Source organism: Saccharopolyspora sp. NPDC002376 (assembly GCF_053593195.1).
Window position 1 is genome coordinate 63,487 of the sequence record NZ_JBSFBZ010000015.1, and the last position, 19,749, is coordinate 83,235.

Consider the following 19,749-nt stretch of genomic DNA (forward strand, 5'->3'; position numbering starts at 1 on the left):
AGGCGGATCAGGACCGGGTGAACTTCAGCACGTCCAGCATGCTGTGCTCATCGGACTCGTCCGGTCCGCCCAGGCACGCGTGCAGACCCTCGCGCACGTGGTCGCGGTCCAGCCCGGAACCGATCACCACCAGCTGGGTGCGGCGCGGCTCGCCGCGGGCCCAGCGGGAGCGGTGGAAGCGCAGGAAGTCGCCGACGGTGTGCAGGGTGAACTTCTGCTCGTGGCCGGGCACCCCGAAGTGGATCTGGCCCTTCATCCGGTAGATCCCGGCCGGGCGGGAGTCCAGGAACCGCATCAGCGCACGCGGGTCGACCGGCTCGGCGGAGGCGAACTCGACGCTCTCGTAAGCCGTGTGCAGGTGCTCGTCGCAGTCGTCGTGGGAGTCGGCGAGCAGGTCGTCGAAGGACAGCTGCTGGACGGTCTTCCGGCGCTGCCGCACCGACTCCCGGTCGAACAGCAGCGTCGGGTCCAGGCGGCCGTGCGTGGTCGGCAGCACGGGTTTGCCGCCGGAGAGCTCGCGGACGAGGTCCAGCAGCCGGGCGCGATCAGTGTCGGTGACGCGGTCGGTCTTGTTCACCAGCACCAGGTCGGCGAAGCGCAGGTGCTGGTCCAGCTCGGGGTGGCGCTGCCGGGTGCTCTCGAACTCGGCGGCGTCGACGACCTCGACCAGGCCGCCGTAGCCGAGCCGGGGGTTGGTGCTGTTGAGCAGCAGCCGGACCATGCCGCGCGGATCGGCCAGCCCGCTGGACTCGATCACGATCACGTCGATGTCGCTGCTCGGGCGCGCCAGCCGAGCTAGGAGGTCGTCCAGGCCGCTGGCGTCCACCGCGCAGCACAGGCATCCGTTGCCCAGCGAGACGGTCGAGTCGACCTGCCCGGCGACGCTCAGCGCGTCGATGTTGATCTTCCCGAAATCGTTGACCACCACACCGATCCGCGCGCCCTGCGGGTTGCGCAGCAGGTGGTTGAGCAGACTCGTCTTCCCGGAGCCGAGGAACCCGGCGACGATGATGACCGGGATCGGTTGCCGAACCACAATGCCTCCGACGGATCGATAGCCGCCCGAAAGCATATTCACCGCCGCGGCGGCACCGGCACCCGCATCAGGTCCTCGGCGACCACGAGCTCCCCGTCGAACACCGCCCTCGCCTCGTCGCGGAATTGGCGCAGATCGGGGTAGCGCTGGGAGAAGTGCGTGAGCACCAGGGTCCGGACACCGCACTCGGCGGCGACCCGCGCGGCCTGCGTCGCGGTGAGGTGCCCGTACTCGTCGGCCAGCCGGGCGTCCTGGTCCAGGAACGTCGACTCGATCACCAGCACGTCCGCGCCGTCGGCGAGCTCGAACACCCCGTCGCACAGCCGGGTGTCCATCACGAACGCGAACCGCTGACCCGGCCGCGACTCGCTGACCTGCTTCAACGTCACCGTCCGGTCGTCGACTCGCAGCGAGCCCTCCCGTTGCAACCGGCCGACGTCCGGGCCGCGCACGCCGAAGCGGTCCAGCTGCTCGGGCAGCATCCGCAGTCCGTCAGGTTCAACCAGCCGGTAGCCGAACGTCTCGATGCGGTGGTCCAGCGGTACCGCCTCCAGCGCACCGAAGGTGCCGGTGAACACCGTGCCGCCGCGCTCGATCGGTCGTTCCCGCACCTCCGCGACCTCTTCGAAGGCCGAGGCGTGGTGCATCCGCCGGAAGAAGTCGACGCCGGCGGCGGGGAAGTGCGCGTGCACCGGGCGTGGCATCCGGTCCAACGAGAGCCGTTGCAGCACGCCTGGCAGCCCGAGGCAGTGGTCGCCGTGGAAGTGGCTGATGCAGATGTGGTCGATGTCGTGCGAGCTGACGCCCGCGTGGATCATCTGCCGCTGCGTCCCCTCGCCGGGGTCGAACAGGAACCCGACGCCGTCCCAGCGCAGCAGGTAGCCGTTGTGGTTGCGGGTGCGCGTAGGCGCTTGGCTCGCGGTACCGAGCACCACCAATTCCCTAGTGGACACCGGTGAATTCTAGGCAGTCTCACTGTTCGGGCGGCGGTGTGCGGACCTCGGGCTCGCGGCCTGCTCGCGCGGCTTGCTCCTGCTCGGCTTGCTCGCGCCGCGCCTGTTCCAGCGCTTCGGTCTCCTCCCGAGGGTCCGGGATCAGCAGGCTGCCCGGCACCGAGTGCCCGCCCGCGCCGAGCTTGTTCATCTTCTTGGGCACCGGCGTGGCCTGGTAGGGCAGCGGCTGCGGGTGGCCGTGCTCGTCCACCGGCCCCAGTCCCTGGTGCACCTCGATGAACTCGCCGTGCGGCAGCCGCTTGATGATGCCGGTCTCCACCCCGTGCTCCAGCACCTCGCGGTCCGAGCGCTGCAGGCTCAGGCAGATCCGGTAGGTGACGTAGTAGGCGATCGGCGGCGCCAGCAGCACGCCGATCCGCCCCGCCCAGGTCGTCATGTTCAGCGACAGGCTGAACACGAAGGCGATGACGTCGTTGACCCCGGAGAGCAGCACGACCAGGAAGAACGTGATCCCCATCATGCCCAGCGAGGTGCGCACCGGCGCGTCGCGCGGGCGCTGAATCAGGTTGTGGTGGGCGTCGTCGCCGGAGAGCTTGCGCTCCAGCAGCGGGTAGGCGATCGCGATGGTGAAAACCAGACCGAGTCCCAGGATCAGCGGGAAGAACACCGCGGGCACGGTGTACGGCCCGAGGTAGAGCTCCCACGGCGGCCACAACCGGCCCATCCCGTCGGTCCAGATCATGTACCAGTCCGGCTGGGAGGCAGCGGAGATCATCGAGGCGTTGTACGGGCCGAAGTTCCAGATCGCGTTGATCTGGAAGACCCCGCTCATGATCGCCAGCACGCCGGTGACCAAGAAGAACAGCCCGCTGCTCTTCACCGCGAACGCGGGCATGATCCGCACGCCCTCCACGTTGGACTCGGTGCGGCCCCGGCCGGGGTACTGGGTGTGCTTCTGGTACCAGACGACGGCCAGGTGCACCGCGATCAGGCCCACGATGATCCCGGGCAGCAGGAAGATGTGGATCATGTAGAAACGCGGGATGATCTCGGTGCCCGGGAACTCCCCGCCGAACAGGATCCAGTGCACCCAGGTGCCGATCACCGGGATCGACAGCACGATCCCGGAGGCGATCCGCATCCCCGTGCCGGACAGCAGGTCGTCGGGCAGCGAGTAGCCGATGAACCCCTCGAACATGCCGGTGATGAACAGCAGGATGCCGATCGTCCAGTTGACCTCGCGCGGGCGGCGGAACGCGCCGGTGAAGAAGATCCGGAACATGTGCGTGACGATCGCGGCCATGAAGACCAGTGCCGCCCAGTGGTGCAGCTGCCGGGCGAACAACCCGCCGCGGACGTTGAACGAGATGTCCAGGGTGCTTTCGAACGCCCGCGACATGTCGATGCCGCGCAGGTTGGTGAACACGCCGTTGTAGGTCACCTCGGTCATCGACGGGTCGAAGAACCAGGCGAGGTAGGTGCCGGTCACCAGCAGCACCACGAAGCTGTACAGCGCGATCTCGCCGAGCAGGAATCCCCAGTTCGACGGGAAGACCTTGTTGACCTGCCGCCGCACTCCAGCGGCCAGGCGAAACCGCAGGTCCACCTCGTCGGCCTGGCGCCGCAGCGAGGTGGCGAACCTGCTCTCCGGTTTGGTGGGTTGGGTCAACCTGCTCATGTCGACTCCCGGCTGCCGCGCCCCGAGACCGCGGGGACCGCTTGCTGCCGAATTCCCCGCGCGTGGCTGGGCGAAACGACGATGCGCGGCTTCGAGAGTACTGCTTCGGCAGGTCGCCAGCAGTCGAACTGGTGTCCGCTTTCCGTTGCACCACCGCGAACTTCGCCTGGGGACACGGCGCAGGTGCGACCATGCGGGCTGCCGGGTACAACAAGGGCGTATTCGACTTCTCATGCGGACATTGGCGCTCCGCCCGGAACGCCTGCGCAGCTGCCCGCCTGTCGTTCAGGAGGTGCTGCTGTGAAAATCGTGTGCATCGGGGCCGGGCCCGGGGGTCTGTACTTCGCCATCTCGGCGAAGCTGCGCGATGGCGGCCACGACATCACGGTGATCGAGCGGGACCCGCCCGGTGCCACCTACGGCTGGGGGGTCGTGTACGGGGAGGACCTGCTGGACACGCTCTACCGCAACGACCGGGAGAGCGCCCGCCGCATCCGCGCGGAGTCGAAGCTCTGGCAGGAGCAGGTCATCGGGCTGCACGGCGCCGACAAGGCCTACCTCCCCGGCTACGGCTACAGCGTCAACCGCGCCCCGTTGCTGGCGATCCTCGCCGAGCGGGCCGCTGAGCTGGGCGTTCGGATCCAGTACGAGACCGCGGTGGAGGACTTGGCCGAGTTCGCCGACGCCGACCTGGTGGTGGTGGCCGACGGCGCCAACAGCCGCACCCGGCAGCGCTACCAGGAGCAGTTCGGCACCCGCGTGGACCACGGGAACAACCCCTACATCTGGCTGGGCACGGAGCGGGTCTTCGACAAGTTCACCGTCGACTTCGAACAGACCCCGGCCGGGTGGATCTGGTTCCACGCCTACCCGTCCGCCGACGGGATCAGCACGTTCATCGTGGAGTGCACGGAATCCACGTGGCGGGCACTGGGGCTGGACCGGGCCGATGACGCCGAGATGCGCCGGCTGCTGGAGCAGATCTTCGCCGGTCCGCTGCGCGGGCACCCGCTGATCAGCCAGTCGCGCGGCAATCCGGCGTCCTGGCAGCGCTTCACGCAGGTGTTCAACCAGACCTGGCGCTACGACAACGCGGTGCTGATCGGCGATGCCGCGCACACCACGCACTTCACGCTGGGATCGGGCACCAAGCTGGCCATCATGGACGGCATCGTGCTCGCGCAGAGCCTCTTCGAGCAACAGGAAACGGCCTTGGCGGTCAAGGAGTTCGACGAGGCGGGCCACGCGGCGATGCGGCCCGCGCAGATCGCCGCGCGCACCAGCATGGCCTGGTTCGAGCGGGCCGACCGCTACACCGACCGGAGCGCGGTGGAGTTCTGCTACTCGATGGCCGGTAGGCACGGCGTGCAGCGTCCCTGGCAGTACCAGCGCCACCTGGTTCAGCAGAACCTGGTGGCGCGCAAGGCGTTGCGACTGGTCGGCAACGGGCAGCGGTGGCTCAGGGCCCGCCGCCGCGGCGAGCCCTGGCGCTAGTCAGTTCGGCAGCTGTCCGTCAACAGGCCGGGTCGGAGTCGTCGACCCGGCCTGTTGCTCGGGCACGACCTGCCCGCGCTCCGGGTGGTGCAGCCGGTAGAGGTGGGCGTAACCGTTGTTGTTGGCCAGCAGCTCCTGGTGCGTGCCCAGCTCGGTGATGCGGCCTTGGTCCAGGTAGACGATCTGCTGCGCGTCGCGGACCGTGAGCAGGTTGTGCGAGATGACGATGGTGGTGCGCCCGGCCATCAAACGCCGCAGCGGAGCGAGGATCCGGCGCGTGGCATCGGCATCCAGGCTCGCCGTCGGCTCGTCGAGCAGCAGGATCGGCGCGTCGCGGATCATCGCGCGGGCGATGGCGATGCGTTGCCGCTGCCCACCCGAGAGCAGTCGACCGCGCTGCCCGACCCGCGTTTCGTAGCCCTCCGGCAGGGTTTGGATGAACTCGTGGGCGTCGGCGGCCTCAGCGGCTTCGACGAGCTGGCGATCGTCGGCGTCCGGGCGTCCGGCCCGGATGTTGTCCGCGATGGTGCCGTCCAGCAGCAGCGTTTCCTGCAGCACGATCGCGATGTTGGCGCGCAGTTCGGCGATGTCGAGCTTGCACAGGTCGACGCCGTCCAGCAGGATCCGGCCCCGCGTCGGGTCGTAGAAGCGCAGCAGCAGCTTGGTCAGCGTCGACTTGCCCGCACCGCTGGCGCCGACCACCGCAGTGGTCTGGCCGGGCGGGGCGCAGAAGCTCACGCTGTGCAGCACGTCGGCCGGGGTGTCCGGGTAGCGGAAGTCGACCCGGTCGACGTCGAGCCGCCCGGTGACCCGCCGCAGCGGTACCGGGTTCTTCGGGCTGTGCACCAGCGGCTGCTGGTCGAGCAGTTCGACGATGCGCTCGGCGCTGGCCGCCGCGGAGAACACCGTGTTGGACAGCTGACCGAGGCTCTGCACCGGGGTGTAGAGCTGGGAGAGGTAGACCAGGAACGCCAGCAGGCCACCGAGGCTGATCCGGCCTTCCGACAGCTCCCAGATGCCGACCCCGACGATCGCCAGCACGCCGAAGACCTGCAACAGGTCCACCAGCGGCGAGAACAGGGCGCCGATGCGGGCGGAGGAGAGCTCGGCGTTGACGTTGCCGCGGCTCTGCCGGGCGAAGCGGTCGACCTCGGCGCCCTCACGGCCGTAGGCCTGGATCAGCGGCGCGTTGCCGAGGCTCTCCTCGGCGACGGTGGCGATCGAGCCGCTGCGCCCGCGCGCCTCGCGGGAGGCGTCCTTGATCCGGCGGGCGAAGAACTTGGCGACCATCCAGAACAGCGGGACCGCCACCAGCGCCACCAGCGCCAGCTGCCAGTTCAGGTAGAACAGCACACCGGCGAACAGCAGGACCTTCACCACCGAGGAGAAGGTCTGCACGATGCCGGACAGCACGAGGCTCTCGATGGCGCCCACGTCGTTGGTGAGGCGGGACAGGGTGTCGCCGAGGCGCCTGCGGTCGAAGAACCCGACCGACAGCGTGTGCAGGTGCCTGAACACCCTGGTGCGCATCAGGTGCAGGAAGTTCTCGCCGATCCACACCGCGAGGTAGTGGCCGCAGAAGTCGATCACCCCGGACAGCAGGGTGAGCACCGCGTAGGCGGCCGCGATCATCGGGAAGGCGGCGAAGTTGTGCGGTGTCAACACCTCGTCGATGAGCACCTTGAACAGCCAGATCGCCGCTGTGTCCAACAGTGGCGAGATCAGCACGAGCAGCAGGCTGAGCAGCATCCAGCCGCGGAACGACCGGGCGTCCGGCCAGAACCGCCGGATGACGGCACGCACCCGCATCACCGGTGCGTGCTCGACCAGCCCCTCGGTGTCCCGCTCCGCCGGCCGGAACAGCCAGTTCACCAACCCCGGCAACCGCCTCACCTCCAGGCAGGGACGTGGCTCCCGCTCCGGGGGAGCGGGAGCCACGCCAATCAGATGGATGGAACGTCAGGACTTGCTCAGGTCAGGACTGACTCGGGCTCACCAGCAGCCCCAGCCACCCCAGCCACCCCAGCCCCAGCCGGAGCCCCAGCCCCAGCCGCCGCCCCAGCCGGAGCCCCAGCCCCAGCCGCCCCAGCCGCCCCAGCCGCCCCAGCTGCGGTTAAGGCCGTCGAACTTGAAGGTGTCCTTGATCTGCATTCCGATCACTCTTTTCTCAGTCGATGCACGTCGCTTGCCGGACCGTCGTGCCATCCGGCGTGCGCTTGCACGCGACGCGAGGTGAATTCAAGTCGGTACCGCGAACCGTATTCCGGGCGGAAATCGATCTGGGCCCAGTGGATCGAACTGCCGCTCGGTGGGAGCTCAAGGCTCGCGGCCGTTCCGGAATTTCCCCCTCGCATCGGGTCACTTCGCGGGGCGAACCGGACTTCCCCAGTTCCCAGAGCTCTGTTGGCTCCGAGGTTATTCGCTTTCCTCGACGTGACCGCCTCCCACACTAAGCGGTCGTCAGGTGCAGGACAAGCTGACTTCGGCAATTCGGCGACGGGTTTTTTTGCCTTCCCGCACGAATCCGGGTATTAAGTCCCTGCTCTTTCGTTCGACTTGTTTTCGCGCTGTTCGAATTGGGTAACGAGGGCGCTGATCGTTTGTTCCGCTGGCTTCGATTTCACGCCTACGAAGCGGATCCGGGCGCCTGTTGATTAATTGCGCGCGGATATCCCGGTGAAAGAATTTCCGAGCCGGTCAGCTGCCGTGAAAAAGGTGCTGGAAGAAGGTCGTCAGCGAGGTGATCACGGTGCTGATCGCGGTGATCACCACGTCCCAGGCGGCGTGGACGGCGGAGGCCGCACCCACCGGATCGCGAACCAGCAGGAAGACGCAGACGATGGCGACCAGCACCACGACCACGATCACCGGCTTGCGGTTCATCGGATCAGCCTCCCCGTCGTCGGACCACCCGCGCAGCGACGCCAAACCCTACCCGGCGAGCGCGCGCGAGGTCCCACCAGACTCCGCCACGGCGCGTCGCGCCCGGACAGAGCCTGGTCAACCGCAGTCCGCCGTGCCAGGCTCGGGGTGACGACGTGGTCGAGGTCTTGGAGCGCCGATGAGCAGCCCGCAGTACCAGCACCTGCTGACCGAGCAAGACGGTGCGACCGTCCGGATCACCATGAACCGGCCGCAGCGGCGCAATTCGCTGTCGATAGCGCACTTGGCCGAGCTCAAGCAGGCCTTCGAAGCGGCCGCCGAGACCAAGGCGACCGGGATCGTGCTGGCCGGGGCCGGTCCGGTGTTCAGCTCCGGGCACGACTTCGGCGACATGGCGGAGCGGGACCTGGCCGGGATGCGGGAGATGCTGCGGCTGTGCGAGTCGTTGATGCGCACCATCCACGCCGTCCCGCAGGTGGTGATCGCCCGCGTGCACGCGTTGGCGATGGCGGCCGGATGCCAGCTGGTCGCTTCCTGTGATCTGGCGGTGGCCGCCGAGTCCGCGGGATTCGCGCTGCCCGGCGGCAAGGGCGGTTGGTTCTGCCACACCCCGGCGGTGCCGGTGGCCCGTTCGATCGGGCGCAAGCGGCTGATGGAGATGGCGCTCACCGGCGACCCGATCGACGCCGCGACGGCCGAGCGCTGGGGCCTGATCAACCGCGTGGTGCCGGATGCGGAACTGGACGCCGCGGTGGATGACCTGCTGGCGCGCGCCACGCGGGGAAGCCAGCAGGCGAAGGCGGTCGGCAAGCAGACCATCTATGCCCAGCTGGACCGGCCCGAGGCTGACGCCTACGCGATCGCCACCGAGGTGATGGCGGGGACTTCGCAGTCCGCGGACGCCCGCGAGCAGATGCAGGCCTTCCTGGAGAAGCGCAAACCGACCTTCGAGGGCTGACCTGCTCGTTCGCTGTCCGTCGACTGGTAGTCGTGGTGATCGGCTGCGAGGCTTGACGCGTGCGTGAGAGCGGAAGATCCCCCAAAGCCGATGCGAGGTCGGTGCGCCGTTGGCGGCGCAGGCTCGCCGACGAGCGGGAGGAGGCCGCGGTCTACCGCGAGCTCGCGGCCCGCCGCGCCGGCGAGGAGCGCGAGATCCTGCTCGGCCTGGCCGAAGCGGAGGAGCGCCACGCCGCGCACTGGGAGAAACTGCTCGGCGCCGCGGCCGGGCCGAAGCGCCGCGGCCAGTTCCGGATGCGGCTGCTGGTGTTCCTGGCCCGCCGCTTCGGTTCGGTCTTCGTTCTCGCCCTAGCCCAGCGCGCGGAGAGCCGCTCGCCGTACGAATCCGACCGCGATGCCTCCCGGGCGATGGCCGCTGACGAGCAGATCCACGAGGAGGTCGTGCGCGCGCTCGCCGCTCGTGGCCGGGCCCGCGTGTCGGGAACCTTCCGCGCCGCGGTGTTCGGCGCGAACGACGGCCTGGTGAGCAACCTGGCGCTCGTGCTCGGCGTGATCGGCGGCAACGTGCCGCCCCACACGGTCCTGCTGACCGGTTTGGCCGGTCTGCTAGCGGGCGCGCTGTCGATGGGCGCGGGGGAGTACATCTCGGTGCGTTCCCAGCGGGAGCTGCTGGCCGCGGCCTCGCCGAACCCGGAAACCCGCGCCGTGGTGCCCTACCTCGACGTCGACGCCAACGAGCTGGCGCTGGTCTACCGGGCCAGGGGCATGTCCGAGGACGAGGCGCACCGCCGTGCCGACGCCTTGCTGCGCGACCTGAAACCGCCGGTGCCGCCGGCCGATGAGAAGGCTCCCGATCACGAGATCATCGGAACCGGGATCTCGGCGGCCACGTCCAGCTTCGTGTTCTTCGCTTCCGGCGCACTGATCCCGGTGCTGCCGTTCCTGTTCGGCATGTCCGGCGGACCGGCGGTGCTGGTCGCCGTCGTGCTCGTCGGTCTCGCACTGATGCTCACCGGAGCGACCGTCGGGGTGCTCTCCGGTGCTGCGCCGCTGCCCCGCGCGCTGCGGCAGCTCGGCATCGGCGCTGGTGCAGCGGCGGTCACCTACGTGCTCGGCCTGGTGTTCGGCGCGACCATCGGCTGATCAGTCCGAAGTGGACCCGTCGAGTTCGAACTTGGCGCGCTTGTCGGCGGGGACCAGGTCCAGGTAGTCGGCGTGAGTGCTGATCCAGCGGCGCACGAAGGGGCAGTAGGGCAGCACCGCGAGACCGCGTTCGCGGACGGCATCCAGGGCCGCGCGCACCAGGACGCTGCCCAGCCCACGGCCGCCGAAGCGCGGGTCGATCTCGGTGTGCACGAACGCGATCGACGTCGGCCGCAGCTTGTACTCGGCGAACCCGGCCAGTTCACCGTCGGCGCGGATCTCGAAGCGGTTGGCGTCCGGGTTGTCGACGACCTCGGGCTGATCGGTCACCTTCGGGCCTCCCACGGCATCGGCAGCAATCCGATCGATTGTGCCCCATGCGCGCGGTGGGGGAAGCTGACCGAGTGAGCAATGTGGAACAGGATCCGGCCGAACTGTGCTGCGGTGGCTTGGCGACCGCAGCCGAACCGGATTCCGAGCTGCTGGAACCGCGCACCGTCCCGCTGGGCGGTCCGCGGGCGATGATGGTCGGGCGCACCCTGCCCAACCGCGATCGGCGGATGGTCGGTGCCTGGTGCTTCGCTGACTTCTACGGTCCGGCCGACATCACCGACCAGCCGGGCATGCAGGTCCCGCCGCACCCGCACACCGGGTTGCAGACGGTCAGCTGGCTGCTCGAGGGCGAGGTGCTGCACCGAGACTGCCTCGCCAACGAGCAGTTGGTGCGGCCGGGCGAGCTGAACCTGATGACCGCGGGCCGGGGCATCTCGCATTCCGAGGAATCCCCGGAGGGGCACGGTCCGGTGCTGCACGGATTGCAGCTGTGGGTCGCGCTGCCCGGCGATCAGCGCGACGTCGCGCCGCACTTCGAGCACCACGGCGACCTGCCAGTGGTGTCCACGGCGGACGGCTCGGTGACCGTGCTGATGGGCGGGCTCGCCGACGCGGTTTCGCCGGCGCGCACCTACACGCCGCTGCTGGGCGCCGAGGCGTCGATCCGTGCAGGTCGTGCGATGCGGCTGCCGCTGGAGACCGACTTCGAGAACGCCGTACTGGCGATGTCCGACGGGATCTCCGTCGACGGACGACCGGTCCAGGTCGGCGACATGCTCTACCTCGGGCGGGGGCGGCAGCAGGTCGAGCTGCGGGCCGACGTGGCGGGGCGGGCGCTGCTGCTGGGCGGTGTTCCGTTCGAGGAGCAGATCGTCATGTGGTGGAACTTCGTCGGCCGCTCGCACGACGAAGTGGCCCGAGCGCGGGAGGACTGGGAGCGGGGCCGCACTTCCGGAGATCCGGACGGGCGCTTCGGCGTCGTGCACGGCTACCCCGAGCCCGCGCTGCCCGCCCCGGCGCTGCCCAACGCCGAGCTCCGCGCTCACGGGCGGACCCGCAAACCGAGTTGACCCGTGATCAGCATCTCCCGGATCAGTCGTATTAAGTTAGCCTAACCTTTGTTACCGTTCGGGTGTCGTCCTGTTGCCTGGTTGAGGAGGGACGTGGCTGCCGACACCCTGGCCCGCTACGGGCCGAAGCGCGGTCGACCGCTCGGCTTGGACTGGGTGGCGGTGCACCGGGACCGGCTGCACTTCTGTGCCGATCCCGATTCGGGCCGGATCCCGGAACTCCTCCTCGACCGCACGGCCCGGAGCCTGCTGTCCGAGGTGCGGCGGTGCGCGGACGCGGTCACCGGGGACCACCTGCCGGTTCCGGTTCATCCGTGGCAGTTCGACCACGTGCTGCCGGTGCGCTTCGCTGCCGAGCTGGCCACCGGGGTGCTGGTTCCGCTGGTGCGCGGGATCGGCCGGTTCCGTCCCACCGCATCGGCGCAGGTCCTGGCTGTGGTGGATGCGCGCTGCCGCGTTCGGCTCCCGTTGGATCTGCCGAGTGGGCGCAACCCCGTTCTGCGGCAGCGGGTTTCACCGCATGACGAGCAGATCTGGTGCCGGTGGCGCGATCCCGACGATCGCGGTCGCGGGGAGCGGCTGGGTGTGCAGGTGCTGGTCGACGCCGAACTTCCCGTGTCCGCGGCGGTCGCCCCGCCAGGTTGATCGGCTGTCAACGGACGAGGTGCTCGGTGTTGTCGCCCGGCGCGGGCACCTTGCCAACTTTCCTCGCGGGGCGCGGTGGTCGAGACTCGGTTCTTTGGCCGCGAGTGAGGGGAGACCGGGTATGGCGGAGTTGGCTGATCTCTCGGCGGTGGACCTGGTTTCGGCCTACCGGTCGGGGGAGACCTCGCCGGTGGAGGTCCTCGACGCGGTGCTGGAACGCGTCGAGGTCTGCGAGCCGAAGCTGTGCGCGACCTACGCGCTCGACGCGGACGCAGCGCGCGCCGATGCCCTGACCTCGCAGCAGCGCTGGCGCAGCGGTGCACCGGCCGGGCCGATCGACGGCGTGCCGGTGACGGTCAAGGAGAACATCGCCACCAAGGGCACCCCAGTACCGCAGGGCACCGCGGCCACCGAACTCGTCCCGGCGCGGAACGACGCACCAGCAGTCGCTCGACTGCGCGAAAGCGGCGCCGTGATCTTCACCAAGACCACCATGCCCGACTACGGCATGCTGTCCTCCGGCGCGTCCAGCTTCCACCACCTGGCCCGGAACCCGTGGGATCTCAGCCGCACACCAGGCGGATCCAGCGCCGGGGCGGGCGCTGCGGCCGCAGCCGGTTACGGGCCGCTGCACGTGGGTACTGACATCGGCGGCTCGATCCGGCTGCCCGCCGGGTGGTGCGGGGTCGTCGGGCTCAAACCCAGCTTCGGCCGGATCCCGGTCGACCCGCCCTACGCCGGGCGCGTGATCGGGCCGATGACCCGCACCGTCACCGACACCGCGCTGCTGTCCTCGGTGCTGGCGGCACCGGATGCCCGCGACCACACGGCGCTGCCGCCGGCCGACATCGACTGGCTGGCCCTGGACGGCGAGGTGCGCGGACTGCGCATCGCCCTGCTCCTGGACCACTGCGTGGGTCTGCCCGTCGAGCCCGAGGTCACTGCGGGGATCGTGACCGCGGCCCAGGTGTTCGAGTCGGCCGGTGCGTCGGTGGAGCCGATCGACCCGTTCCTGTCCCGCGAGATGCTCGACGGCATGGACCTGTTCTGGCGCTTCCGGTCCTGGACGGACATCTCGGCGCTGCCCGCCGAACGACGCGCGCGGGTCCTGCCGGGCATCGCGCAGTGGGCCACCAGCGCCCGCGACGCCACGGCCGCGCAGGTGTTCCACGGCTTCAGCCAGATGGACGCGATCTCGGTGGCCGCCAACCGGGTGGTCCGCGACTTCGACTACGTGCTGTCCCCGGTCGCGCCGATCCCAGCCTTTCCGGCGGAGCAGGCGTACCCGACCGACGACCCGTTGCGCGGCCTGGAGCACATCGCGTTCACGTTGCCCTACAACATGTCCGGGCAGCCCGCGGCATCGGTCAACTGCGGCTGGACCGCGGACGGCCTGCCGATCGGCTTGCAGATCGCGGGGCGGCGCTTCGACGACCTCGGCGTGCTCCGCCTGGCCCGGACTTACGAGCAGCTGCGCCAGCCGCAGCGATCCTGGCCGCGGCTGTGATTAGCTCATCAGCTCGACGAAGCGGTCGACCCCGACGTTGCCGCCGGAGATCACCACGCCCACCCGCGGTGCGGTGATCCGCCCGGCGAGCAGCGCCGCGATGGCCACCGCACCGCTGGGTTCGACCACCAGCTTCAGTCGCTCGAAGGCCAGCCGCATCGCCGCGCGGATCTCGTCCTCGGAGACGACAGCGATCTCGTCGACCAGCCGCCGGTTGACGGAGAACGTCAGCTCCCCCGGAACAGCGGCGGTCAGACCGTCTGCGATGCTGCGCGGCACCGGAATCGTCACCCGCTCACCGGCCGCGAGCGATTGCCTCGTGTCGTCGGCGGTTTCGGGCTCGACGCCGATCACGCGGATCTCCGGGTGCAGCGCCTTGGCCGCCGTGGCACACCCGGCGATCAGCCCGCCGCCACCGACCGGCACCACCAGCGCGTCCAGCGGTCCGGTCTCGGTCAGCAGCTCCAGCGCCGTGGTGCCCTGCCCGGCCATGATGTGCGGGTGCTCGTAGGGCGGGATCAGTGCGAGCCCGCGCTCCTCGGCGAGCTTCCGGCCGAGTTCCTCGCGGTTCTCGGTGTAGCGGTCGAAGGTGACGACTTCCGCGCCGTAGCCGCGCGTGGCGTCCAGCTTCGCGGCCGGAGCGTCCGCCGGCATCAGGATCACCGCGTTCGCGCCGAGCAACCGGCACGCCAGGGCGACCGCTTGCGCGTGGTTGCCGGACGAGTAGGCCACGACTCCGCGCCGCAGCTGCTCCTGGCTCAGCCGGGAGATCGCGTTGTAGGCGCCGCGGAACTTGAACGCGCCCATCCGCTGGAAGTTCTCGCACTTGAGGAAGACCTCGGCGCCGACCAGCTCGTTCAGCGTGCTGGAGGTGAGCACCGGGGTGCGGTGCGCGATGCCGTTCAGCCGATCGGCCGCGTCCTGGATGTCCGCCAAGCTCACGATCTCGCCCACAGCGCTCCTCCCGTCTACTGATCGTTGATCATAATCACCAGCCACCCGGATTCCACGGGCTCGAGTTGCCGTAGATCGGTAGCGTCGGTGGCGATTCCGTTTCGTGGAGGACAACGATGAGCAAGGGCCTGGAAGTCCGCCTCGCGTCGCGCCCGAAGGGCTGGCCGACCCCGGACAACTTCGACGTCGTCGAGGTCGAGGCGCCGCAGCAGCCCGGCGACGGCCAGCTGCTGGTGCGCAACGTGGTGATGAGCGTCGACCCCTACATGCGGGGACGGATGAACGAGGGCAAGTCCTACGTGCCGCCCTTCGAAGTGGGCAAGGCGATGCAGGGCGGCGCGGTGGGCGAGGTCGTCGCCGCCAACGCCGAGGGCTTCCAGCCCGGTGACTACGTTCTGCACGACCTCGGCTGGCGCGACTACGCGGTCGTCAACGCCAAGCGCGCGGTCAAGGTCGACCCGCAGGCGGCCCCGCCGAGTGCCTACCTCTACGCCCTCGGCATGCCGGGCATGACCGCCTACGTCGGTCTGGTCGACGTGGCGAAGCAGAAGGAAGGCGACGTCGTGTTCGTCTCCGGTGCGGCGGGCGCGGTCGGCTCGCTGGTCGGGCAGATCGCCAAGCTGCGCGGCGCGGCGAAGGTGATCGGCAGCGCCGGGTCGGCGGAGAAGGTCCGCTACCTCACCGAGGAGGTCGGCTTCGACGCGGCGTTCAACTACCACGACGGACCGGTCGTCGAGCGGCTGCGAGAGGCCGCTCCCGACGGCATCGACGTCTACTTCGACAACGTCGGCGGTGAGCACCTGGAGGCCGCGATCGACGTGCTCAACGACTTCGGCCGCGTCGCCGAGTGCGGCATGATCTCGCAGTACAACAACACCGAGCCGCAGGCCGGCCCGAACAACATGTTCAAGCTGGTCTCCAAGCGCCTGCGCCTGGAGGGCTTCATCGTCGGCGACCGCGCACACCTCAAGGAGCAGTTCTTCGCTGAGGTCGGCGGCTGGTTGCGCGACGGCAAGATCACCTACCGCGAGACCGTGGTGGAGGGTCTGCGCAACGCGCCGGACGCCTTCCTGGGCATGCTCCGCGGCGAGAACACCGGCAAGATGCTGGTGAAGATCTCCTGAACTGGATCACCGGCTGGCGATGAGCGCTTCGATCCCGTCGAGGATGAGTTCCAGGCCGAAATCGAAGGCGTGCTCGGGATTGTGCGCCGAGCCGTGCGCTTCGCCAGCGGCCGAGCCGACGCGAGAAGCAGTCGGGTAACGCTGCGGGTCCATCAGCTGACCGAGCAATGGTGCGTGCGTGCTCCACCACTGCTCATCGGTCATCCCGCTGCGCTGCTCGGTCTGCGTCGCCTCCACCGCCCGGCGGGCCGCCGCCTCGGCGTGGCCGAGCACCAGGCTCAACGTGGCGTCCACCTCGACGTCGGTGAGACCGAGGTCGGTGAGCGCGTTGAGCTCGTAGTCGTACTTCGCGATGGCGTTCGGGCCCAGCCCCGCGCGCCCGGTCGCTACCTGCAGCATCCACGGATGCCGGTGGTAGAGCGCCCAGTTCTCCTGCGCGATCTGGGTGAGCCGGTCCCGCCAGCCGGTCGCGCCGGGTTCGGGGCGCGCCGTTTCGCCGTAGGCGGTGTCGAGCATGACGTCGATCAGCTCAGCCTTGCCCGGCACGTAGGTGTAGAGCGACATGGTGCCGACGCCGAGGTGGTCGGCCACCTTGCGCATGGACAGCGCCGCGAGCCCGTCTGCGTCGGCGATCTCGATCCCGGCGCGCACGATCCGGTCCACGCCCAGGTCGGAGCGACCCCGGCGGCCGCTGCTCGGCCCGTCCTGGGTCCGCCACAGCAGCGCCAGGCTGCGCACCGGATCGCCACCACCGCTGTACTCGGTCGCCATCGCACCCGCCTCCGTACTCCGTACGCCTGAATCGTAGGAGTGCGCGGCGGGGCTTCCGGCACGGCCCCCGCGTGCATCCGATGTGGACGGTGGGTCATTCGCCGGGATGGCTGCGCAGCCAGTCGCCCCAGGTGATCCGGCCGCGTCGCGCATCCGGGCAGGTCATGTCGGTGGCGATCCGCCGCCACCGCCGCGGCGCGGGTACCTCGAAGACCTTGCGGTGCTTGTCGCGGGCGTCTTGCCAGGTGCGCAGCGCATCACCGAGCGTGAGCACCTCGGGGCCGCCGAAGTCCTCCCGCCGACCACCGGGCCCCTGCCCGATGCACTCGGTGAGGTACTCCGCGAAGTCTCCGACGTCCACCGGCTGCGTGGGCAGGGCGGCGGGCAGCGGCAGGAGCGGCATCCGCGCGGCGCGGTTGAGCATCCGATCGAGCAGCCAGTGGAACTGGGTGGCGCGCACCGTGGACCAGGGCACGTCGGAGACGCTCACCAGCTCCTCCGCGGTGTGCTTCAACCGGAGGTACGGCAGGGCCGGGCGGTCCACGCCGACGATGGAGACGTAGAGGAAGTGGCGCACGCCGGCCGACGCCGATTCCTCCAGCAGCCGGCTGGTGCCGTCGACGTCCACATCGGGCGGACTGCGCCAGAAGTCGACCGGGTGCAGGAAGCCGCGCTGCGCGGCGGGGGAGGAGGTGGCCGCGTGCACGACGGTCTGCACACCGGCCACCAGTTCGGACACGCCCGCACCGGTGGCCAGGTCGCCCTGCACCCACTCCACCTCGGGATCGGTGCCGGGGCGGCGGGTGAGGATCCGAACCCGGTGCTCGGGCTTGAGCCGACGCACCAGTTCACGCCCGAGGTGCCCGGTCCCACCGGTGATCGCGATTACGTCCATGGCGACACCCCCGGGATCGACTGTCCCACCGGGTGCCGCGGATCGCGATGTTTAGCGGTCCCGCAGCGGCCGGGTGATGCCGTCGATGACCTCGCCGATGCGCGGGCGCTCGGGCCTGGAGCTGGCCGGCGGCTGCGTCTCCGACGGCGGTGCGGTCTCCGACGGTTCGCTGGTCTCCGCGGGGGGAGTGGTCTCGGTCGGAGTCGAGGTCACCGCGGGCGCCGACCTGGTCGTCGTCTCCACCTCGGTCTTGGGGACCTCGGTCGTCCGGACCGGCTCGGGCTCCGGATCGGCGGTGAGGGTGGGCCGGCTGGTGGTCTCCGGGGCGCGCGGCGCGGCTTCGACGGTCGCGGCCGGCTCGGGCTTCGCGATGTGCAGTTTCGGCGCGGTCGAGGTGGCCTCGGCGGGCAGGAACTGGGCGGCCGGCTGCGGGGCTGGTGCTGGGACCGGGGTGGCGGCGGTGCCGTGGTGCGCGCTGCTGACCGCGATCGCGGTCACGAACACCGCGACGGCGTAGCCGAGCAAGCGCGGAGGAATCCCGCGGTACCACGTCTTGGCCTGCGCCCGCCGGTGACGCCCTCGCCCGCGAATCGGAGGCAACGACGAACTGCCCACTGGTTGTCACCCCAACTGGTCGGTCGACACGATCCCATCGTATCACCCGAATGGGTGATGCGATGGGTCGCACCATACGTGACCGCTGATCGGCATCGCCAGCCCCCGGTCAAGATCGTCACTGGTCAGCCGCTCGGAAGGGGCGTTCGGTCGGGTATGTTGCCGATCATCGACGACCGTGAGAGGTGCGCGTGGAACTGCTCGAAAACGCCCTCGACGTCCTGCCCGCCGACCACGCCGCGGCCACGCTGGTCGGACGGCTCCACGATCCCGACGAGGACGGACCCGCCGTGGTCGCGGTCCGCGGGGACGAACTCGTGGATCTCACCGCTGTGGCCCCGACTCTCTCCGACCTGCTGGAACGCCGCGACGCGGTGGACCTGGCCCGATCGGCGCCGGGTCGCAAGAGCTGGCCGCTAGCCCGAGTGCTCGCCGAAGCCCTCAGCGGTGGCAGCGGGGCACGACTGCTGGCACCGGCCGATCTGCAGGTGCTCAAGGCCGCCGGGGTGACGTTCGTCAAGAGCATGCTGGAACGGGTCATCGAAGAGCGCGCCGGTGGTGATGCAGCGCGTGCAGCCGAAACCCGGGTTCAGGTCGAGCAGGCCCTCGGAGGTGCGCTCGCCACGGTCGTCCCCGGCTCCGAGGGGGCGCGAGCGGTCAAGGAGGTGCTGATCCGCGACGGGCTGTGGTCGCAGTACCTGGAGGTCGGCCTCGGCCCGGACCCGGAGATCTTCACCAAGGCGCCGCTGCTGGCCGCGGTCGGCGTCGGCGCCGAGGTCGGTATCGCGGCGGGTTCGGAGTGGAACAACCCGGAGCCCGAGGTGGCGCTGGCGGTCCGCTCCGACGGTCGCATCGTCGGCGCGACCCTCGGCAACGACGTCAACCTCCGCGACGTGGAGGGGCGCAGCGCCCTGCTGCTGCCCAAGGCGAAGGACAACAACGCCTCAGCCGCGCTCGGACCGTTCCTGCGGCTGTTCGACGTCTCGTTCGGGCTCAACGACGTGCGCGCCCTGGATGTGCGCCTGGAAGTCGTCGGCGAGGACGATTTCGTACTCGACGGGGTCAGTTCGATGCGCGAGATCAGCCGCGATCCGGAGCACCTGGCCCGCGCTGCGGTCGGACCTCACCACCAGTACCCGGACGGTCTGATCCTCTACACAGGCACGATGTTCGCGCCTACCGAGGATCGCGGTGCGGCCGGCGCGGGCTTCACCCATCGCATCGGCGACGTGGTCCGCATCTCAGCTCCCAGGTTGGGCACCCTGGTCAACCGGGTGGCCCGTTCTGAGGACTGTCCGCAGTGGACGTTCGGGGTGCGGGCGCTGATCGCCAACCTCGCCCGGCGCGGCCTGCTGTGACGGCGGAGGCCCGGCCGGGAACTCCCGGCCGGGCCTCCGTCCACTTCGGACACCTCAGCGATGGCTGGGAGTCCGCACCGCCTGCTTCAGCTGGGCCACCACGTCCTTGAAGTTCCGGCGCTCCGCCGAACCCTTCCCGTCGAACTCGTCGGTGAACATCACCGCACCCAAGATCACGACCAACAGCAGCGCCACCACGACCACGAACACGTCACTCACCCCTTCTGCCATGTACATCGGTCCCCGACCGCTTTCGTTACCGGTGTGACGCACCTCGGCGCGAAGTGTGACGCGGATCCGGCGGAGGCGATCGCTGGGCGTTCGAGGCGGGGT

Annotated in this window: 20 protein-coding genes; 8 read left to right on the plus strand and 12 right to left on the minus strand. The window is 69.7% G+C overall.

Going from position 1 to position 19,749, the window contains the following annotated elements:
* Nucleotides 1–7 precede the first annotated feature (7 nt).
* Genes ACWCO2_RS13090 through qcrB form a run of 3 tightly spaced genes read right to left on the minus strand, consistent with a single transcriptional unit; the run spans nt 8 to nt 3,667 of the window.
* On the minus strand, nt 8–1,036 hold the full coding sequence (locus tag ACWCO2_RS13090; protein ID WP_450127952.1) for a CobW family GTP-binding protein: 1,029 nt from the start codon (nt 1,034–1,036) through the stop codon (nt 8–10).
* A gap of 38 nt (nt 1,037–1,074) precedes the next feature.
* Entirely contained in the window at nt 1,075–1,989 is a 915-nt protein-coding gene (locus tag ACWCO2_RS13095; protein WP_450127953.1) for a ribonuclease Z, read from the minus strand.
* Between the two features lie 19 nt (nt 1,990–2,008).
* Complete coding sequence (gene qcrB / locus ACWCO2_RS13100; RefSeq protein ID WP_450127954.1) at nt 2,009–3,667, minus strand: cytochrome bc1 complex cytochrome b subunit; 1,659 nt, start codon at nt 3,665–3,667, stop codon at nt 2,009–2,011.
* Nucleotides 3,668–3,967: 300 nt separating this feature from the next.
* On the opposite strand from qcrB, the gene ACWCO2_RS13105 reads away from it, so the two are divergent.
* Nucleotides 3,968–5,161, plus strand: a complete 1,194-nt coding sequence (locus tag ACWCO2_RS13105; protein ID WP_450127955.1) for an FAD-dependent monooxygenase — start codon at nt 3,968–3,970, stop codon at nt 5,159–5,161.
* On the opposite strand, the gene ACWCO2_RS13110 is transcribed toward ACWCO2_RS13105, so the two are convergent.
* From ACWCO2_RS13110 to ACWCO2_RS13120, 3 genes are all read right to left on the minus strand, one after another.
* The gene (locus ACWCO2_RS13110) at nt 5,162–7,045 is read right to left on the minus strand and encodes an ABC transporter ATP-binding protein (RefSeq protein ID WP_450127956.1); all 1,884 of its coding nucleotides are present in this window, start codon (nt 7,043–7,045) and stop codon (nt 5,162–5,164) included.
* A 108-nt stretch (nt 7,046–7,153) separates the two neighbouring features.
* Nucleotides 7,154–7,312 (minus strand): hypothetical protein, encoded by a 159-nt coding sequence (locus ACWCO2_RS13115; protein WP_450127957.1) that lies wholly within the window; start codon nt 7,310–7,312, stop codon nt 7,154–7,156.
* A 546-nt stretch (nt 7,313–7,858) separates the two neighbouring features.
* Nucleotides 7,859–8,044 (minus strand): hypothetical protein, encoded by a 186-nt coding sequence (locus tag ACWCO2_RS13120; protein ID WP_450127958.1) that lies wholly within the window; start codon nt 8,042–8,044, stop codon nt 7,859–7,861.
* A gap of 178 nt (nt 8,045–8,222) precedes the next feature.
* Here ACWCO2_RS13120 and ACWCO2_RS13125 point away from each other — a divergent pair, with 178 nt between their 5' ends.
* The gene (locus ACWCO2_RS13125) at nt 8,223–9,002 is read left to right on the plus strand and encodes an enoyl-CoA hydratase-related protein (protein WP_450127959.1); all 780 of its coding nucleotides are present in this window, start codon (nt 8,223–8,225) and stop codon (nt 9,000–9,002) included.
* Between the two features lie 59 nt (nt 9,003–9,061).
* Nucleotides 9,062–10,144, plus strand: a complete 1,083-nt coding sequence (locus ACWCO2_RS13130) for a VIT1/CCC1 transporter family protein (protein WP_450127960.1) — start codon at nt 9,062–9,064, stop codon at nt 10,142–10,144.
* Here the strand turns inward: ACWCO2_RS13130 and ACWCO2_RS13135 are convergent, their stop codons facing one another.
* Entirely contained in the window at nt 10,145–10,474 is a 330-nt protein-coding gene (locus tag ACWCO2_RS13135) for a GNAT family N-acetyltransferase (RefSeq protein ID WP_450127961.1), read from the minus strand.
* Between the two features lie 74 nt (nt 10,475–10,548).
* On the opposite strand from ACWCO2_RS13135, the gene ACWCO2_RS13140 reads away from it, so the two are divergent.
* The 3 genes from ACWCO2_RS13140 (at nt 10,549) to ACWCO2_RS13150 (ending at nt 13,699) form a co-directional block, all read left to right on the plus strand.
* Complete coding sequence (locus ACWCO2_RS13140; RefSeq protein ID WP_450127962.1) at nt 10,549–11,547, plus strand: pirin family protein; 999 nt, start codon at nt 10,549–10,551, stop codon at nt 11,545–11,547.
* Nucleotides 11,548–11,628: 81 nt separating this feature from the next.
* The gene (locus tag ACWCO2_RS13145; protein WP_450127963.1) at nt 11,629–12,192 is read left to right on the plus strand and encodes an IucA/IucC family protein; all 564 of its coding nucleotides are present in this window, start codon (nt 11,629–11,631) and stop codon (nt 12,190–12,192) included.
* A 121-nt stretch (nt 12,193–12,313) separates the two neighbouring features.
* Nucleotides 12,314–13,699, plus strand: a complete 1,386-nt coding sequence (locus tag ACWCO2_RS13150) for an amidase (protein WP_450127964.1) — start codon at nt 12,314–12,316, stop codon at nt 13,697–13,699.
* Here the strand turns inward: ACWCO2_RS13150 and ACWCO2_RS13155 are convergent, their stop codons facing one another.
* Nucleotides 13,700–14,653 carry a threo-3-hydroxy-L-aspartate ammonia-lyase gene (locus ACWCO2_RS13155; protein ID WP_450127965.1) on the minus strand — a complete coding sequence of 318 codons (954 nt, stop codon included), beginning with the start codon at nt 14,651–14,653 and terminating at the stop codon, nt 13,700–13,702.
* 116 nt (nt 14,654–14,769) lie between these two features.
* Here ACWCO2_RS13155 and ACWCO2_RS13160 point away from each other — a divergent pair, with 116 nt between their 5' ends.
* Entirely contained in the window at nt 14,770–15,777 is a 1,008-nt protein-coding gene (locus ACWCO2_RS13160) for an NADP-dependent oxidoreductase (protein WP_450127966.1), read from the plus strand.
* 6 nt (nt 15,778–15,783) lie between these two features.
* On the opposite strand, the gene ACWCO2_RS13165 is transcribed toward ACWCO2_RS13160, so the two are convergent.
* The 3 genes from ACWCO2_RS13165 to ACWCO2_RS13175 all read right to left on the minus strand — a co-directional run bounded on the left by ACWCO2_RS13165 (nt 15,784) and on the right by ACWCO2_RS13175 (nt 18,043).
* The gene (locus tag ACWCO2_RS13165; protein WP_450127967.1) at nt 15,784–16,548 is read right to left on the minus strand and encodes a TetR/AcrR family transcriptional regulator; all 765 of its coding nucleotides are present in this window, start codon (nt 16,546–16,548) and stop codon (nt 15,784–15,786) included.
* 94 nt (nt 16,549–16,642) lie between these two features.
* The gene (locus ACWCO2_RS13170; RefSeq protein ID WP_450127968.1) at nt 16,643–17,443 is read right to left on the minus strand and encodes an SDR family oxidoreductase; all 801 of its coding nucleotides are present in this window, start codon (nt 17,441–17,443) and stop codon (nt 16,643–16,645) included.
* 51 nt (nt 17,444–17,494) lie between these two features.
* Nucleotides 17,495–18,043, minus strand: coding sequence for a hypothetical protein (locus ACWCO2_RS13175; RefSeq protein WP_450127969.1), 549 nt, complete (start codon nt 18,041–18,043; stop codon nt 17,495–17,497).
* Nucleotides 18,044–18,249: 206 nt separating this feature from the next.
* Here ACWCO2_RS13175 and ACWCO2_RS13180 point away from each other — a divergent pair, with 206 nt between their 5' ends.
* Nucleotides 18,250–19,416: a fumarylacetoacetate hydrolase family protein gene (locus ACWCO2_RS13180; RefSeq protein WP_450127970.1), complete on the plus strand. Its 1,167-nt coding sequence runs from the start codon at nt 18,250–18,252 to the stop codon at nt 19,414–19,416.
* Between the two features lie 54 nt (nt 19,417–19,470).
* On the opposite strand, the gene ACWCO2_RS13185 is transcribed toward ACWCO2_RS13180, so the two are convergent.
* Nucleotides 19,471–19,647, minus strand: a complete 177-nt coding sequence (locus ACWCO2_RS13185; RefSeq protein ID WP_450127971.1) for a hypothetical protein — start codon at nt 19,645–19,647, stop codon at nt 19,471–19,473.
* Between the last annotated feature and the right edge of the window lie 102 nt (nt 19,648–19,749).

Excerpts from the sequence above, each read along its gene's own strand:
- qcrB (WP_450127954.1), bottom strand. The coding sequence starts at position 3,667 with ATGAGCAGGTTGACCCAACCCACCAAACCGGAGAGCAGGTTCGCCACC.
- ACWCO2_RS13115 (WP_450127957.1), bottom strand. The coding sequence starts at position 7,312 with ATGCAGATCAAGGACACCTTCAAGTTCGACGGCCTTAACCGCAGCTGG.
- ACWCO2_RS13120 (WP_450127958.1), bottom strand. The coding sequence starts at position 8,044 with ATGAACCGCAAGCCGGTGATCGTGGTCGTGGTGCTGGTCGCCATCGTC.
- ACWCO2_RS13125 (WP_450127959.1), top strand. The coding sequence starts at position 8,223 with ATGAGCAGCCCGCAGTACCAGCACCTGCTGACCGAGCAAGACGGTGCG.
- ACWCO2_RS13150 (WP_450127964.1), top strand. The coding sequence starts at position 12,314 with ATGGCGGAGTTGGCTGATCTCTCGGCGGTGGACCTGGTTTCGGCCTAC.
- ACWCO2_RS13160 (WP_450127966.1), top strand. The coding sequence starts at position 14,770 with ATGAGCAAGGGCCTGGAAGTCCGCCTCGCGTCGCGCCCGAAGGGCTGG.
- ACWCO2_RS13165 (WP_450127967.1), bottom strand. The coding sequence starts at position 16,548 with ATGGCGACCGAGTACAGCGGTGGTGGCGATCCGGTGCGCAGCCTGGCG.
- ACWCO2_RS13170 (WP_450127968.1), bottom strand. The coding sequence starts at position 17,443 with ATGGACGTAATCGCGATCACCGGTGGGACCGGGCACCTCGGGCGTGAA.
- ACWCO2_RS13185 (WP_450127971.1), bottom strand. The coding sequence starts at position 19,647 with ATGGCAGAAGGGGTGAGTGACGTGTTCGTGGTCGTGGTGGCGCTGCTG.